This window comes from Leucobacter sp. NPDC058333, from assembly GCF_042726155.1.
Classification (GTDB): Bacteria; Actinomycetota; Actinomycetes; order Actinomycetales; family Microbacteriaceae; genus Leucobacter.
The window spans coordinates 1,483,431-1,499,496 of the sequence record NZ_JBHXHV010000001.1 but is presented as its reverse complement, the minus strand read 5'-3'; the positions used below and the strand labels follow the sequence as shown (position 1 = coordinate 1,499,496).

Genomic DNA, 16,066 nt, shown 5'->3' with positions numbered 1-16,066 from the left:
GTGACCGCTTCACACCTGTCTGACTCCGCAGCTACCCCGGCGCTCGAGAAGATCATTTCCGTCTCCGGGCTCGGCGTGCGATTCCGTCGCAACCGGGGGTCCCGACGCAGCTTTAAAGATCTCTTCTCCGGTCGTTCCCGCCGCGGGCGCCCGGGCGACTTCTGGGCACTGCGCAACGTTTCGTTTGACGTGCACGCTGGGGAGGCCATTGGCGTCGTCGGCCGGAACGGTCAGGGCAAATCGACCCTGCTCAAGCTCGTGGCCGGTGTGCTCTTTCCCGACGAGGGCCGAGTCGACGTGCACGCAGGAGTCGCCCCCCTCATCGAAATCACCGGCGGCTTCGTCGGCGATCTGACGGTGCGCGACAATGTGTGGCTCACCGCTGGTCTGCACGGGCTGAGCAAACGCACGATCGCCGATCGATTCGACTCGATTGTCGAGTTCGCGGGCGCCGAAGACGTGACAGATACCCCGTTCAAGCACCTCTCGAGTGGCATGAAGGTGCGCGTCGCATTCTCGGTAATTTCACAGCTGGAAGAGCCCGTGTTGCTCGTCGATGAGGTGCTCGCCGTCGGTGACCGGGCGTTCCGCGCAAAGTGCTACACGCGCATCGAACAGATTCTTGCCGAGGGCAAGACGCTCTTCCTCGTGTCCCACAACGAGCGCGATCTGCGCCGCTTCTGCTCGCGCGGACTCTACCTCGATCGTGGCAAGCTCGTGCTTGACGGCCCGATAGATGACGTGCTGGATCGCTATAACGACGATCACCCGGCCTAATTCGGCTCGTCTACCCTCGGCCCAGCGCCGCGTGCTTCACCCGCTCGGCATCGGCCTTCGCCAGCAGATCGGCGATGGCCGCGTGGAAACGGCGCGTGGGAGCTCCGGGCGTGGTGTCACCGAAGTAGTGCGCCGACCACGTAACCAGGCGCTCGCGCGCCTCGTCGTCGCCGATTACGCGATCCAGCACCGATTCGATATTGCCAGTCTCAGTGGCCGTCAGCCACTCACACACGCTCAGGTACCCCACCTCGTCGACGGCAGCGGCCGCTTCGACGGGGCGCGTGACCATCAGCGGGCGGCCCGTGGCTAGCCGGTCGTAGATCATTGCCGAGATGTCGCAGATGGCGACGTCGGGCAGACTCAGCTGCCAGCCGAGGCTCGGGCTCGTGTCGTACACGTGCTGCGCTGTCGCGTCGTCTCGATTTGCGGCCTCGATCATCTCGATGATGCGCTGGTTCGCCGCCCCGAATTCGCTGTCGACAACGCCACTGCGCGGGTGCGGCCGGTAGACGACGCGGTGACGTCCCGTGGCGATGAGCTTGCGCACGATGGCTTCGCCGTGTGAGGCCACTGACCCGTAGCTTGCGGCCGGGCGGTCACCCTCCCAGGTGGGTGCATAGAACACCACTGTTCGATTGTCAGGGGTGAAGGGCGGTTCGCCGTCGAGATGGTCGGCCTGCGGGCGCCCGATCGGCACGGTGCGCTGGGTGACGTCGTAGTCCCAAAGTGCGCGCGACAGACGTTCGCGTGCGGCGTCGCCCGCCACAAAGGCGAAGTCGTAGGTCTTGTGCTGATTACTCGTCATGTACATCTTGTCGCTCTCACCGTGATTGACGAAGACGTGCCAGCGCTGCCCGTACCTCATCATCTGGAAATTGCGAGTGTTTTGGTTAACGTACAGAATCACGTCGAGCTGCTGCGCTTCAATGACCCGTTCGATGTCAGTCACACGCTGCACGAACTCAACGGCGAGTTCGCTCTCTTGCATCAGTTGGCGGGCGCCGGCCGCATTCCGCGCGAGGACGAGCACCGGATGCAGTTCCGAGAGTTTTCGCAGGGGCGCGTACCACTGCCGCATCTGATAGATATTCACGTCGCTGTCGGCGAAGTAGACGCCGACCCGAAAGTGCTGCTCTGGCAGTTCGCCACGCGCTTCGATGAGCTGCCGCAACTGAAAGTACGCCTGACGTCCCTTGAGTACGCGCTTACCGAGCCTGAGTGCGCGCTTCACATCCTTCGCCACCTGCATCCCACCAGCCTAACCGGAGTCACAGCTGATCCACCTGAGTCGCCGAGGCGCGAGCGTACCCAAACGGCCCGTTACCGGCCCCTTTCCGACCATTTCGGTACACTCGCCGAGCGTAAGCACGGGTGAGCGGGGGCGGCGCAGGCTGATATGGGAGGATCGTGGCGTGCGACTTCCTCCCCTTCCCGAGCTGCCAGCCGTGAGCTACGTCATGCCCGTGCTGAACGAAGAAGGGTTTCTCGACCGGGCCGTGCGCACGATTCTCGCGCAGGACTATCCCGGCGAGAAGGAGATCGTACTCGCGCTCGGCCCATCTACCGACGCAAGCGACGCCATCGCAGCCGCACTCGCGGCCGAGGACGCGCGCGTACGGCTCGTTGCGAACCCCGAACGTGATATCCCAGCTGGCCTCAATCGTGCCCTGGCGGTGAGCCGGTATCCGGTCATCGTGCGCGTCGATGCGCACTCAGAACTCACTCCCGATTACACACGCCTCGGAGTTGAAGCGCTGCGCGTCGAGCGCGCCGCAAACGTTGGCGGCGTCATGCGCGCCGCGGGTGCCGACGACGTACAACGCGCGATTGCCCGTGGGTACAACAGCCCGTATGGCCTCGGCGGCGGGGCCTACCACGGTGACGGAGTTCCCGGCGAAGCCGAATCGGCGTACCTCGGAATCTTTCGTCGCGAGGCCATCGAGGCTGTGGGTGGATACGATCCGGCGATCCTGCGCGGCGAGGACTGGGAACTCAATCTCAGGATCCGTCGTGCGGGCGGGCTGATCTGGTTCGCACCCGCGCTCGGCGTCACCTACTGGCCGCGTGCGAGTCTTGCCGATCTCGCGCGTCAGTTCTTCGCAACGGGCACTTGGCGTGCTGTGCTCGTGCGTCGCTACGGTCGCGCGAACCCGTGGCGCTTTTTTGCCCCTGGGGCGCTGGTGCTCGGACTCGCCGTGAGCATCGTCATTCTCGCACTGCTCGCCTTCGGCGTGTTGCCGTGGGCATCTGGCTGGCCCGTTCTGCTACTTCCGGCGGTCGCGTATCTCGGTGGCATCGCCGTCGCTACGGCGCGCATTCCCGACCAGCGCGGTGCGCGCGATCGCTTGCTCACCGCGGCAACCCTCGTGACCATGCACCTGAGTTGGGGCACCGGATTTTTGCGCGGCATCGTCTTTGGTGGCGGGCGGATCTTCGGCAGCGGCCGAGTCGTCGATCGGTCGCGAGTGTAGCGCGCACGTTCGGTGCTCGCGCGCGGCGAACGTCGCTAGAGGGTCCCGCGGGAGACCAGCGCGTCGATAACACGTTCCGCCGCATGGCCGTCGTCGTGGGGAACGAACCGCTCACGCCAGTTCTCGGCGGCCGCGGCGTACTCGCGCATCCACGTCGCATCGCGTCCCTCAGCCGCGAGCACCTGCGCGTGGGCGAGGACGTCTGCACGTTCGGACAGCAGGGGGCCCGGGGCGACTCGTTCGAAATCAAACGTGAAGCCGCGCTCGCGGTCTCGGTAGGCCGCAAGATCAGGAACGAAAAACAGCATCGGAGTGCGCGACACCGCCGCGTCAAACATGATCGAAGAGTAGTCGGTGACGAGCACGTCAGCGGCCAAGATGATATCGACGACGTCGGGGTGCTGTGAGGCGTCGATGACGCGAGCGTCGGTTCCGCCATAGCCACCGAAGGCGTGCGTGCGGGTGTGGCCACGGGCGATCACGACCCACTCTTCCCCGAGTTCCTCAGCGAGCCGCCGAACGTCAAGATCGTCGACAAGTGTTACGCCGCGGTCGCGCCAGGTCGGCGCATACACGAGCACGCGCGCCCCGGGCGGCACCCCCAGACCAGCACGCGCGAGCTGCACCTCAACCGGGTTGGCGGTGTCTCCGGCCATCGCTCGCGCGAGTCGATCGTTGCGCGGATATCCGGATTCAAGAATCTCGCCGCGGAACGCGTAGCTCGAGCGAAACTGTTCGGTCGAGTGGGCGTTCTGGGAAAGCATGAGGTTCCAGCGCCTGCTTTCGCGGTGAATCGCGAGTCGTGTGCGCCAACCGACGTTCGGGCGACCGAGCGCCAGGTGCTTGAGCATCGTGCCGTGCCAGGTCTGCACCACCGTCTGCCCCCGCCTACGCCGGAACCCGTAGCGCAGCCAGTCGTTCACGATCAGCAGTCGCGCGTGCCTGCGCGCTGCGAACCACTCACGGCCACCGACGAGGAGCGGCACCGCGCCGGCGGGCACCGTTTGCCGTTCGCTCGTGACACTCCAGTATCTTGCCCGATCGGGGAACCGCCGCGCGATCTCGCGATCGAGCGCGAGCGGATTGCAGCTGACCTGGCGCCCATAAAAACTCTCGAAGAACACAGCGTCTGCCGGGATGAGCTGGGCTGTGGGAGTGCGCAGGCGAGCAATTTCCGTGAGCACACGATCGGCCGAATTGCCATCGGTGTGCGCGTGGAAGCGGGCAGCAAGAGCGTTCGCCTCGCGGGCGAGCGTGCGGTGTTCCGACGGAACTGCGAGCGACATCAGGCGCTCGCACACGCCTGCCCAGTCGAGCGCAACGCGACCGGCGGAGGTGACCTCAAGCGGTTCGTAGAGGCCGCGCGTCCGACCGTAACTTGCTAGGTCGGGGGCGAACCACAGAATTGGCCGCCCCAGCAACGCGAAATCGATTGCGAGCGATGAGTAATCGGTGATGACGGCGTCAAATGCCCCGAGTGCCGGTGTGATGTCGCGGAGGGTCTCGGCGCCGAGCACGTGCACTCGGTCGCCGAGCAGCGCGTCGTAAGCGCCACGACCAAGCGGGTGAGACCGGATCACGAGGTGCGCACCGAGCCTGGCGAGTACGCCACGAATCTGTTCGGCCTCGGCGGCGGTCGGTATCGCCGGATCTGCCTCACCGTCACGCCAGGTCGGCGCATAGAGCACGAGCGAGTCTTCCGCGGCGATTGTTGCGCCAGAGCTCGTGTTCGCGCCCGAGCTAATGCCCGCGCGCGCGCCCGCGTCCGCGTCCGCACCCGCGAGCAGTTCTACAACTCGTGCGCGTGCGTCGGCGGCCTCGGAGGGGTTCAGCGCTTGACGGGCAAGGGCGTCGTCGCGGGGGTCCCCCAGCACGCGCACCTTTCCCGGCGCAACTCGGAAGGCAGATCGCAGGCGTTCGGCAGCGACCGGTGAACCTGCGACGTACAGGTCAACCTGGCGAGAACCAGCTCGGTACATGCGGCGCAGTAGCGCACGCACCGGCGCGGGGCCTCGCACCGCGGTGGTGACCGGCGAGTCCAGGTGCAGACGCTTCAACGGTGCGCCGTGCCAGAGCTGCACGATGAAGCCCCCGGTCACTCCGAACCGGTTGACGTCGCCCAGTCCATGTGTGACCACGATGTGCCCCGCCCGCAGCGTCGCCCAGAACCCCTGCCGACTGCGGCGCAGCACCGGGGTGAACCCTTCGGCCCGGGCGCGATCGGCCTCGTGTTCATTGGCAACGAGCCACTGAATCTCGGCGTCCGGCTGCGTGGCTTGCAGTCGCCGCGCGACTGCGAGGGCACCCTCACCGACGCCTGCACCACTGCCGAACACCCAGCGAAGCGTGACGCGCGGCACGAACCACGACAGGATCAACGACAGGGCGTATTTCGGAATGGCGAGGAGCTTCGAGAGGTTGCCGCTCGCGAAGTCGAATCCGGCGGTACTCATCGCTTCAACTGTAGGGCATCGAGTACGCCCGAGAGGATCGTGCCGGACCTCACAGCGACTCCGCGCAGACACGCGAACGCCGCGACCGCTTCCGTGAGGAAACGTGCCGCGGCGTTCGTCGGGAGCCCAATCCCTAATTGCGTCGAGTTACCACTTCAAGGTGCCGAGAGTCGCCTCGGTCTCACCGGCCTTACCGTTGCGGGTGTACTCGATCGTCACCTTGCTGCCGCCCGCGTGTTCGCGAATGAGCGCGGACACCGAGGTGCCGTCGACCGCTGCGACGCCGTCCACCGCGGTGATGACGTCTCCGGCCTTCAAACCAGCCTTCACCGCTGCTCCACCGTCAGAGACATCTACGAGCAGGCCACCGGCGTGGTTCGCATCGGCGTCGGTGTCTTGCGAGGAGTCAGCGACTGAGGCGCCGAGTAGACCGTGCGACGGCTGATCTCCCGCGATAATCGCGTCTGCGACGCGCGACACGAGGTTCGACGGAATAGCGAAGCCGAGCCCGACGCTGCCGGCCGTATCACCGGTCGTGGAGGTCGAAGCGATAGCCACGTTGATCCCGATGAGCTCACCATTCCCGTTCAGCAGCGCTCCACCAGAGTTACCCGGATTGATCGAGGCGTCCGTCTGGATCACGGGCAGGGTCACACTGCCGCTCGACGCGGCGGGCTGTTGTTGCTGGCCCTGCTCGTCGGGGAGGCCGAACCGGAAGTCCCACGGCGAGGTGCCGCTGTCGCCGGAGCCACTATCGCCCGAACCGCTGTCACCGGAGCCGCTGTCGCCCGATCCATTGTCGCCCGACGGCTGATCCTCAATCAGCGGGCTGCCCACCGAGATACCGCGGTTGAGTGCGCTCACGACGCCGCTGGTGACGGTGTTTGCAAGGTTGAGCGGTGCGCCGATCGCAACAGTCAAATCACCGACATCGATCTTGTCGGAGTCGGCAACCTTGATCGCGGGAAGGTCGGTCGCATCAACCTTGACGACTGCGAGGTCGGCGTATGGATCGACGTCAACAACGCTGCCATCAAAGATGCGCCCATCGCTCAGCTTGACGCGAATCTTCGCGTCACTCATCGCTGCTCCATCGAGCGTGACAACGTGAGCGTTCGTCACGATGTACCCGTCCTCGGAGTAAATCACGCCTGATCCGGATCCGCTGGCACTGGCACCTGCCACCTCGAGCGTGACGACGCTCGGCGTCGCGACCGCGGCAACGCCCGAGATCGCAGTGGCATTGTCGGCGTTGTTCAGCGTAATTGCGCTGCTGCCCGTCGCCGACGCTGAGCCGGTATTGGTGGAATTCGCTGAAACCACGGCGGCAACGCCTCCGCCGACAGCACCGCCAAGCAGTGCTCCAATGGCGAGGCCAGCGAGCAACATGCCGGCTCGACCCTTCGCCGCGTTGGGCTGGGACTCAGCGCCTGCTCCGCCCGGCGCAACCGGTACGACTGGACCACCCGGTGCACCGGCGCCTGCATAACCGCCAGTTGCGTGCGAACCTGGCGCCTGAGCCCCGGCGGTGTGGGCACCGGGGTCATGGGCACCGGGGTGATGGGCACCGAGGCCGAACGCGGTGCCCGCCTCTGCGCCCACGTGCACCCCGTCAAGCGGAGTCGTCGGCGCAGTGTGCTGCGTCTGCGCCTGGTCTCCGGCGTACGGCGCATAGGCGGGCACTGCCGGAACGCCGTAGCTCTCCTGCTGCTGGTGCTGCAGCTGCTGCGTCGGAGTGGGCGGCGTAACCGGGGGCGCAACCGGCGGAATCTGGGGCTGAACCGCATCGGGTAGCTGCACAGTTGGTTGCGTGTGCTGCACCGGCGGGGCTGCCGGTGCTGCCGAGGCTGCCGGCGACTCCGCCGCGGCCTCGGGGGTCGCAGAGGAGGGGGTGATGAGGCGACCGTCTTGGTCGTACTCGGGTGTGGTGCTCATGGGGGCTCCCTTCGTGTGTACTCAGCATGGCGATGAATTCTATGTTTTACGTTTGGGAGAGCTGCAGAGCGTCTGCAGATGCTACAACTTTCCCAAAAATTCACGCCAGCCTGCGCTCGGGGGCCCCGGCGGGGCGGTCGAGAGTGCACGTCCTCAGACCGCCCCGCCCGGGAAGCACGTGTTAGGGCCTGCCGACTGCCAGGTCACCCCGCTCTCGAGCTGCCCGAGGTCTACGCAACCGCCGCGCAGCACCGAAGCACACCGCACTACAGCCGATGACAAGCGCACCCGCGCCCAGCAGCCAGAGTGATGCCGAGCCCGTACCAGTTGCGGCGAGCGCAACGGCGCTTGCGGGCCGGATCTCGAAATTCTCTGACGGCGCCCCGCATTTTCCGACGGCAATGACATGCTCATTCGTGTTCTCGATCATGACAAGCGTCTCGACATAACCGCCGAACCCGACGTGCGCGCCTCGTGTCGTCACGCTTCGTGACTGATATTTGCCTGGCCCATTGACCCGAATACCGCCGGAGTCACTGAGCTCACGCAGCTCGGTGTCTGACGCGCAAGTCAGGGCACCACCGGCGTCCCTGGCATACGCGGTGAATCGCACTCGAAACTCCACGTCGCGACGCTCGGACAACTTGCCTCCGACGATCGCCGTGTCGAACATCGGCTGCCCAACTTGCACCGAGCCAGCAGATTCGGTGCGCACCGTCGGAAACTGCACTGTCGTTGTCTCACCGGGAAGGCCGCATTCTCCCCGGTGCAGTTCACGTTCGGTGTCGCCTTCCCATTGAGAGAGCGTTTCGACCCACCAGATCGTGTCACCGTATTCGGGGAGTGCGGTTACTTCGGGCGATTTCACGCTGCCGGCTTCGGTCACCTGCACGGGGTCAAGGGTGAACAGAAGTGACTCTTCCGTGCAAGTAGCCGCGGCTGTGCCAGTTGCTGAGGCGTCGCCACGGTACCCGCGAAACACGATTCGGTGTTCGACTCCGGCGCGATCCGCAAGGTCTCCCGTGACAGTCGCCGTGTCGCTGATCACATCCCCTATCGCTGCGAACGAGGTGGCGTCTGTGGTCACCTCGGGCGCTGTGATGCGGGTCGTCTCCGTCGCGATGCCACACGCGCCCGTGTGTATGGCGGTGCGTGCGTCACCCTGCGTCAGCCACAGCGTTTCCACCCACCACACGGCGCCCACCCAGTCTGACTCTGCCAGAACGTTTGGGGACGCAACCTCCCCGGGACCCGTAACCGGGACCGCCGGGGTTCCGAAGAGGCGGTTCTCATCCGAACACGTTGGCTGCCCATCTCCGGTGTGCGCACGGTACCCGTCAAAACTCACTTCCCAGCTGGCCCCAGCGTTGGCCGCGAGACCGCCAGACACCACCGCAACGTCCGAGATCATCGCACCGACTGGCGCCGATTCGATGGCACGGGTCTCGATCTCGGGCTGCGCCACGGTGGTGGTCTCGTGTTCGATACCGCAGGCACCTCGGTGCAGGGTGCGAGGCCCATCCGGTGTCTCCAGTGAGAGGGTTTCCACCCACCAGATCGTCGCGCCGTGCTCGGGCCTCGCAGTGAAGCTTGGCGAACGTACCTCCCCGAGTCCGGTTACCGCGATCGGTTCAGAACGAAACACAATGTTCTCTGCCGTGCATGACGGGTCACCATGTGAATCCTCGGACAGGGTGCCATCGCTATCAGCGACCGGTACGTGACCGCCGGAGCGATCCGGCCCCCGGTACGCCTCGAACCGCACTGAGTACTGTGCCTTTTCGGCGAGTTTGCCCGAGATGATCGCGACGTCGTACAGCTCGTCACCGATGACCGCGTCTGGAAGTGCCCGAGTCACCACAGCGGGTTGGTCAATTTTCGTCGTTTCGTTTGCGAGCCCGCAGCGTCCCTCGTGCACTGTCTTGCCGCTCGACACGACTCGCTCGACCCAGTGAATCGTGCCTCCCGAGTGCACGGGCACCTCTGGCGATGTGAACGTGCCCGGCTGATTGACGGGTACTTTTCCGCCGTGGAACACCGGTTGAGCGAGGCATCGCTCCTCGGTGCTGAGACCGGCGAGCTCCACTTCACTCCAGGTCACGGGATCGCGGCGTTCTTCCATCACCGGGTCTCGCCCCGTCAACAGCACCGGATTGCCAGCGTCGTCGATTTCTGGCCTTCCATTTCCGTCGAGCGCCACTACCGGGTAGTCCGTGCCATCAGCGCTCACGCCGCTCGTCGGAGCGCCGGTGTCGTCGGCTACTGGGATGCGGCTTCCAGTGCCGTCGAGCAGCGCTTCGCCCCGCGAGTTCCCCCACCACTCGTTCCAGAGCAGCGCACCCGTCTCAGGCTCCGCCGCCTGCGCCAAGTACTCGTCACCCAAGACTGGCTGCCAACGCTCGTCATATTTTTGAGCGCCAACCTCTGGTTCGAGGTACGCCGTGAAATCGGTGACCGCCTCAGGCCACATCTCAACCGTTGTATCAGGTGCCTGCGACACGATCACAGAGTCCGTCATGGTGCCCCCGACGGTGGCGCTCGGCTGCGCCTGCGAAGCTACCCGAGGAGGTGCAGACGGTGGCGGCACGTCGTGACGCGCAGCCTTGAATCTGCCGGTCGTGTCGGGCCCCGACGAGCTCCCGACGGCTACGGCGATTCGTTGACCGCTCGCGCCTGATGCGGTCGCTGTGTCGTGCACTTCAAGTGCGGGCTCCCAGCCGCGGCCACCCTGGGACGCCCACGTTCCCGTCACGGAAATGTGTCGCGCGCCCGCTTTGACCTGCACATACCTCGCGGACGCCTCACCCCGAGGAACCGAGATTGATTCGACGCCGTTTCTCACGAACACTCCCCCGGTGACACTCAACGCGGTCGTACCCTTCGGGTACGCGACGCGGTAGCGACCAGCAGCGCCGCTCGGATCGGGCGCAACACGTAACGTGCGCGTCACAGGCTTGGGTGCGGCGGGCGGCTTGGCCTTCGACTTTGCATCGGCGTAGAGACGATCAGATTCAGCAATCAGTCTCTGCCCACGGGCGGAACCCTCCAACACGTGGATTTTGCGATCAAGCGCTGTGTTCCCCGACCGGAAGTTCTCACGCATCCGCCAAATTGTGAGCTGCACCGCGGCCGCTTTCCACGCGTTCGCGGTTTGACCGTGGTGGTCAATCAGATAGTTCATCTGTCGCATGCCATGCGGGTCACCCCAGGACGGAAATGATCCGCTCTCGCCTGGTAGATAGGTGAGTCGGCCGAGCGATGAGACGTACCCCGACGGCTCATTTCGCCCCACTTCGATGCAATAGGCGCGAGAGCCACTGGGCAACACAAAATTTGAAATCGTCAGCCCACCACTAAACGACACCGACTCTCCCCTCGGAACCGCGTGCGCGACGGTCGGTGCACCAGTGAGTGCACCGGCAACGGCAATCACGCCCGCCACGATCCCGCTGACAAGTGCGGCGAGGCGAGGGGCCGGTGGCTTCTCATGTGATCCGCATTGCCGTCCGCGCACGCTCGGTGGCGGTGTTCTAGCAGTCATATTCATAATTCCTTTCGAGGCCGCGAGTCAGGAGCTGCCGTACCCGGTGCGGTCACGGGATGGCGTGCAGTGATACTCCCCCGTGCGGCGAACATCACGCTGGCGCTGTCCACAGGGACGAGACACGCCGAGTTTGCACCGCCCAGAATGCCGTGCTAGAGTAATGTCTTGTGCCGCGGGGTGGAGCAGTTCGGTAGCTCGCCGGGCTCATAACCCGGAGGTCGTGGGTTCAAATCCCGCCCCCGCAACGAAGAAAGGCCCTTGATCAGGAATTCGTTCCAGATCAAGGGCCTTTTGGCTGTGTATCGCGCGAGCAGTTTTAGCGCCCGCCGGGTATTTTTGGCGTTCCGGGATCTTCGGCCTGTGAGCGACGAACCGACTCTGCTCTCCCCTCACGATTGGCTCCTGCCCCGTGTACCGCGACAGACGAGTACACCAAAAGCAGCGGGGCTCGGGCGACCAAAGTCACCCGAACCCCGCTGCGAACGTTCGTACCTGCTATTCCGCAGCTAGCGCGGCCTCGATCGCCTTCTTCAGGCGGTCATCGGCCTCACCGTACGCCGTCCAGTCGCCCTTCTGCATCGCGGTATCGCGAGCTTCAAGTGCGTCCTTCATCTCCTTGAGCGAGGCGTCGAGCGTAGCGGTCGCACCTGAGCCTGTACCCGAACCCGATCCTGCGCTGGTATCACCGCCGGTATCGTCCCCACTCGTGTCTGGATCTTCAGTCGTCGGCGTCGTGCCGGTGTCACCAGCGTCGGCACCGGAATTGCCACCGAAGAGCGCGTCGAGGGCCTCATCGAGCGTGTCTTCGAACGCAATCTGATCACCAAACGACACCAGTACCTTCTGGAGAATCGGGAAACTCGTACCCGATTTTGCCTGCACATACACCGGCTGAACGTACAGCAGACCACCACCCACGGGCAGCGTGAGCAGGTTGCCACTGATCACTTGGCTCTCACCTTGGCGCAAGATATTGAGCAGATTCGAGACCTTGGAGTCGGTGGTGAAGCTGTTCTGCACCTGGCCCGGCCCCGGAATCGGGTCGCCCTTCGGCAGTGTGAGCAACTTCAGCGTGCCGTAATCCTCCGACACCTTGCCGTCGGTCGTACCCGCATTTGAATTCGCCGCGAGGTAACCGGTCAAAATATCCCTGGACCCCGCACCAGACTGAGCGGGGATGTAGGTCGAATAGATCGAATAGTTCGGATCGGCCTCGGCGCCTGCCGCGAGCGTCAGGTAATACGGCGGTTGCGCAAGCTTCGCGGCCCCCTGCTTCGTGCTGGATACCGGATCATCGGGCGTGCGCCACTTGTCTTCGGCGGAGTAGAACGCGTCGGCGTCGGTGACGTGGTATTCGCCGAGCATCGCGCGCTGCACCTTGAACAGGTCGCTGGGGTACCGCACGTGGCTGAGCAGGTCACCGCTCATGTCTGAGACGCTCTTGAGCGTGCCGGGGAAAATCTTGCCCCACGACTTCAGAAGCGGATCTTCGGTGTCCCAGGCGTAGAGCGAAACGCTGCCATCGTAGGCGTCGACGGTCGCCTTCACCGAGTTGCGAATGTAGTTGATCGGCTTCCCCAGGGCGTCCCGCTGCGGATTGTCAGCGTCGACGGTCAAATCATTCATGTCTGACGTCTCGGAGTAGGGGTAGTTGTCAGAGGTCGTGTACCCATCGACGATCCAGACGACTCGGCCATCGACGACCGAGGCGTACGGCGCCTTATCAACCGTCAGATACGGTGCAACCTTCTGCACGCGATCCACCGGGTTACGGTCGTACAGAATCTGCGACCCGTCGACCACGGCGCCCGACAGCAGCACCTCCATGTCCTGGAACTTCAGCGCATAGATCAGCTTGGTGAAGATGTTATTGAGCACCGGGCCACCGTTGCCGGTGAACGTCGTCATGTTCTGACGACCGCCGTCCTCTGCAGTCTCTTCTGACTCAACCGCCTGTTCGGTTTCAGCCGCGTCAGGCTCAGCCGGCTTCGCATCGTCAGCAGACGCCTCAGCGTTGCTCTCGGCGTCGGCTGGGAAGTCGAGCTCGATCGACTTCGAGCGATCGCCACCGACGATCGAGTACTTGGGCGAGTTCATACCGAAGTACACGCGCGGCTCAAAGGTGCCGAGTTTTCCGCTCGTCGGGATGCCGTTTTCCAAGAAGACTGGCTCGCCGCCGGGCGAACGCTGATTACCGTAGGCCGCCACGAGGCCGTAGCCGTGCGTGTAGACGAGCGTGCGGTTGTACCAACCGGTCTGCTCCTCGATGTTGATGTCACGCACCGCCGAAACGGTGTCTTCAACCTGACCGTCAATTTCGTAGCGGTCAACATTCAACGAGTCCGGGAACTTGTAGTACTGACGAATCTGCTCGAGCTGCGCAAATGTCGGCGACACGATCTCGGGGTCCATGATGCGAATGTTCGCGGTGGTCGCCGCATCGTTGCGCAGCGCGCCTGGCTCTGCATCCGTGACGGCGTCGTACCGCTCCATCTTGACGTCATCGATACCGTACGCCGTGCGGGTCGCCGCGATGTTGCGCTCGATGTACTCGGACTCGAGGCTCTTCTCATCGGGCCCGACCTGGAACTGCTGGACAGCCCACGGGTACCCGACGCCGAGCACCAGGCTCGAGGCGATAAGCAGCGCGGTACCGATAACCGGCAATCGCCACTTGCCAGTGAACGATGTCACGATGAACAGGATGGCGACGAGCACGGCAATGCCGGCGAGAATCTGCTTACCCGGGATCACGGCGTTCACGTCCTGGAACATTGCGCCCGTGCGGATACCACCGGAGCCCGTGAGCGTGCTGTACTGGTCGAGCCACAGGCTTGCCGCCTGCAGCACGAGATACAGAGTGGCGAGCACAGCAGCCTGAATGCGCGTCGACTTCGAGACGCGCACATCGCGCCCGGCAAAGGCGATGCCACCGTAGAGGTAGCTCGTAGCGACTCCCGCAATCAGTGCGAGCAGCGTCGCGGCCGAAGCGAACGCGACGATGCCCTGCAGCATCGGAAGATCGAACAGGTAGAACGAGATGTCGAGACCGAACTGCGCATCTTTTTCGCCAGCGTTCTCGCCATTGAGCCAAAGCAGGGCGGTTTGCCACTGGGCCGCGGTGCTGAATCCGCCGAACAGTCCAATGACCGCGGGCAACACCCACTTCACGAGGCGACGCAGTGGCTCAAAGAGCTCCTGGTACCGGTCGAGTTGGGCGGTGAGCCGCGCATATACGGGCCGCTTGCGATACGCGATATCGATCGCGAAGAAAACCGGCACCGAAATACCCAGGAACCCGATCACAAACATCACGCCCGCTGCGAGCCACTGCGTCGTGAGCACCGGCAGATAACCGGTCTGGCGGTACCACAGCACCTCAGACATCACCGAGGCAACCGCGAGGAAGCCCAGGATGAGGATCACCACCAGGATGACGGTAATTGCGAGCGGCGAAAGCCGACGCCGTCGAATGGCCGGGGCCGGGGGGTTCGGGTCGGTCACGTCTTCGTTCACTTTCCTGTCCATTGCGCACACGAGGGTGCAGGGCGGGGATGGGTCACTTCACCCTACCGGGCTGCGCTGACAAAACCCGGGGGCGGTCTTAGCCCGCTGCCCGAATTATCCGGCGGCAGAATTGTCAGCTGTGCACCGTTCAAGCCCGGCGGGATCGTCGCCCGCAGCCGCCGTTTCCACCGCGTCGATCGCCTCTGACAGGGTTGAGACGGGAGCGACCTGCAAGCCACTGGGAATGTGATCGGGAACATCTGCACAGTTGCCGATCGGCATGAGAAATAGATCACTCTTCGCACGCGATGCGGCCCACATTTTTTGCTCGAGCCCACCGATGGGGCCCACCTCGCCGGTGTCTGCCATGGTGCCCGTACCGCTCACGGTCAAACCGTTGAGCATGTCCTCCGGCGTCAGGCGATCGACCATCGCGAGCGAAAACACCATGCCGGCGCTCGGGCCGCCGATGTCTTCGAGCTTGATGTCGGCTTCGCTCGGCAGATCATACGAGATTGAAATCGTCGCGCCGATGAGCGGCTCAGTACCCCCATCAGGGATCGTGGGACTGAGGTCAACCGTCTGCTGCTTCCCTTCACGCTCGATCCCGATCCGAAGCGTTGCCCCGGCTCCCGCTGCGACCGTGCGTGTGCGCAGCATCGCGAAGTCGACGATCGGTTCATCGTCGAGCGTCTTCAAGACGTCACCCTCGCGTAAGACTCCGTCAGCCGCGCTCCCCTTGCCGATCTGCGCAACCGTAAGGGTTACGCCCACGTCTTGTCCTATCTCGCGGAACGCGGCGGCGGCGGCGGTAGTCTGCGAACTCGCCATCAATGCGGTGTTTTGTGCGTCGCGGTCGTCAGACGTCTCGCCCTCAACAAAGAAGTCGGTGAGCGGCGCAATGCGCTGGGAAGGGTCGAAGACCGCTGGCAGCAGTGACAGCCAGCTGCGGCGCTGATCTGGACTGCCAAGAACCTGCACGGTGAGCAGATTCAGTGTCCCCGTCGTCGGATAGGTTTTCGCGTCGGGAAATGAAACTACCGGCTCAGCGGCAGCATTGATCGTCACATCACCGAGCGTGTCGACCACCGGACCCGGCCGCTCGATGGCGTACGGCGATGGGATGGCAGCGGCGAGCAAGATCGGGATCGCGATGCAGCCGAATACCGTGTACCGGCGTCGACGCCGGCGATCCTCGTCTGGGTTTCCCCACTCGCCGAGCCCTGAAGAGACGTCGTGCTGAACCAATTTGCTCCTCAGTACACCGGCACCTGTTCGCAGTCGGCGCAATGGAATTCGCCGAGCGTCGGCCAATCTAGCAGGCGCATCTGAGCACCGTGCCGTAGCGTTATTCGGGAGGCAACGAAGAAGGAGCG

8 protein-coding genes and 1 tRNA gene are annotated in these 16,066 nt (G+C 64.3%); 3 read left to right on the top strand and 6 right to left on the bottom strand.

The window, feature by feature from the left end:
- A complete protein-coding gene (locus ACFWHR_RS07010) occupies positions 1-777 on the top strand; it encodes an ABC transporter ATP-binding protein (RefSeq protein ID WP_382447547.1) in 777 nt (258 codons plus the stop codon).
- A gap of 10 nt (positions 778-787) precedes the next feature.
- Here the strand turns inward: ACFWHR_RS07010 and ACFWHR_RS07005 are convergent, their stop codons facing one another.
- Complete coding sequence (locus tag ACFWHR_RS07005; protein ID WP_382447546.1) at positions 788-2,029, bottom strand: hypothetical protein; 1,242 nt, start codon at positions 2,027-2,029, stop codon at positions 788-790.
- Positions 2,030-2,192: 163 nt separating this feature from the next.
- On the opposite strand from ACFWHR_RS07005, the gene ACFWHR_RS07000 reads away from it, so the two are divergent.
- On the top strand, positions 2,193-3,251 hold the full coding sequence (locus ACFWHR_RS07000) for a glycosyltransferase (protein WP_382447545.1): 1,059 nt from the start codon (positions 2,193-2,195) through the stop codon (positions 3,249-3,251).
- A gap of 35 nt (positions 3,252-3,286) precedes the next feature.
- Here the strand turns inward: ACFWHR_RS07000 and ACFWHR_RS06995 are convergent, their stop codons facing one another.
- From ACFWHR_RS06995 to ACFWHR_RS06985, 3 genes are all read right to left on the bottom strand, one after another.
- Positions 3,287-5,704 (bottom strand): CDP-glycerol glycerophosphotransferase family protein, encoded by a 2,418-nt coding sequence (locus tag ACFWHR_RS06995; RefSeq protein WP_382447544.1) that lies wholly within the window; start codon positions 5,702-5,704, stop codon positions 3,287-3,289.
- Between the two features lie 147 nt (positions 5,705-5,851).
- Complete coding sequence (locus tag ACFWHR_RS06990) at positions 5,852-7,639, bottom strand: S1C family serine protease (RefSeq protein WP_382447543.1); 1,788 nt, start codon at positions 7,637-7,639, stop codon at positions 5,852-5,854.
- A 181-nt stretch (positions 7,640-7,820) separates the two neighbouring features.
- On the bottom strand, positions 7,821-10,820 hold the full coding sequence (locus ACFWHR_RS06985; protein WP_382447542.1) for a hypothetical protein: 3,000 nt from the start codon (positions 10,818-10,820) through the stop codon (positions 7,821-7,823).
- Between the two features lie 534 nt (positions 10,821-11,354).
- Between ACFWHR_RS06985 and ACFWHR_RS06980 the strand changes: the two genes are divergently transcribed.
- Positions 11,355-11,428 (top strand) — tRNA-Met (locus tag ACFWHR_RS06980).
- Between the two features lie 250 nt (positions 11,429-11,678).
- Here ACFWHR_RS06980 and ACFWHR_RS06975 read toward each other — a convergent pair.
- Both ACFWHR_RS06975 and ACFWHR_RS06970 read right to left on the bottom strand, forming a co-directional pair.
- Positions 11,679-14,711 carry a UPF0182 family protein gene (locus ACFWHR_RS06975; protein ID WP_382447541.1) on the bottom strand — a complete coding sequence of 1,011 codons (3,033 nt, stop codon included), beginning with the start codon at positions 14,709-14,711 and terminating at the stop codon, positions 11,679-11,681.
- A gap of 93 nt (positions 14,712-14,804) precedes the next feature.
- A complete protein-coding gene (locus ACFWHR_RS06970; protein WP_382447540.1) occupies positions 14,805-15,938 on the bottom strand; it encodes a PDZ domain-containing protein in 1,134 nt (377 codons plus the stop codon).
- Positions 15,939-16,066: the final 128 nt, after the last annotated feature.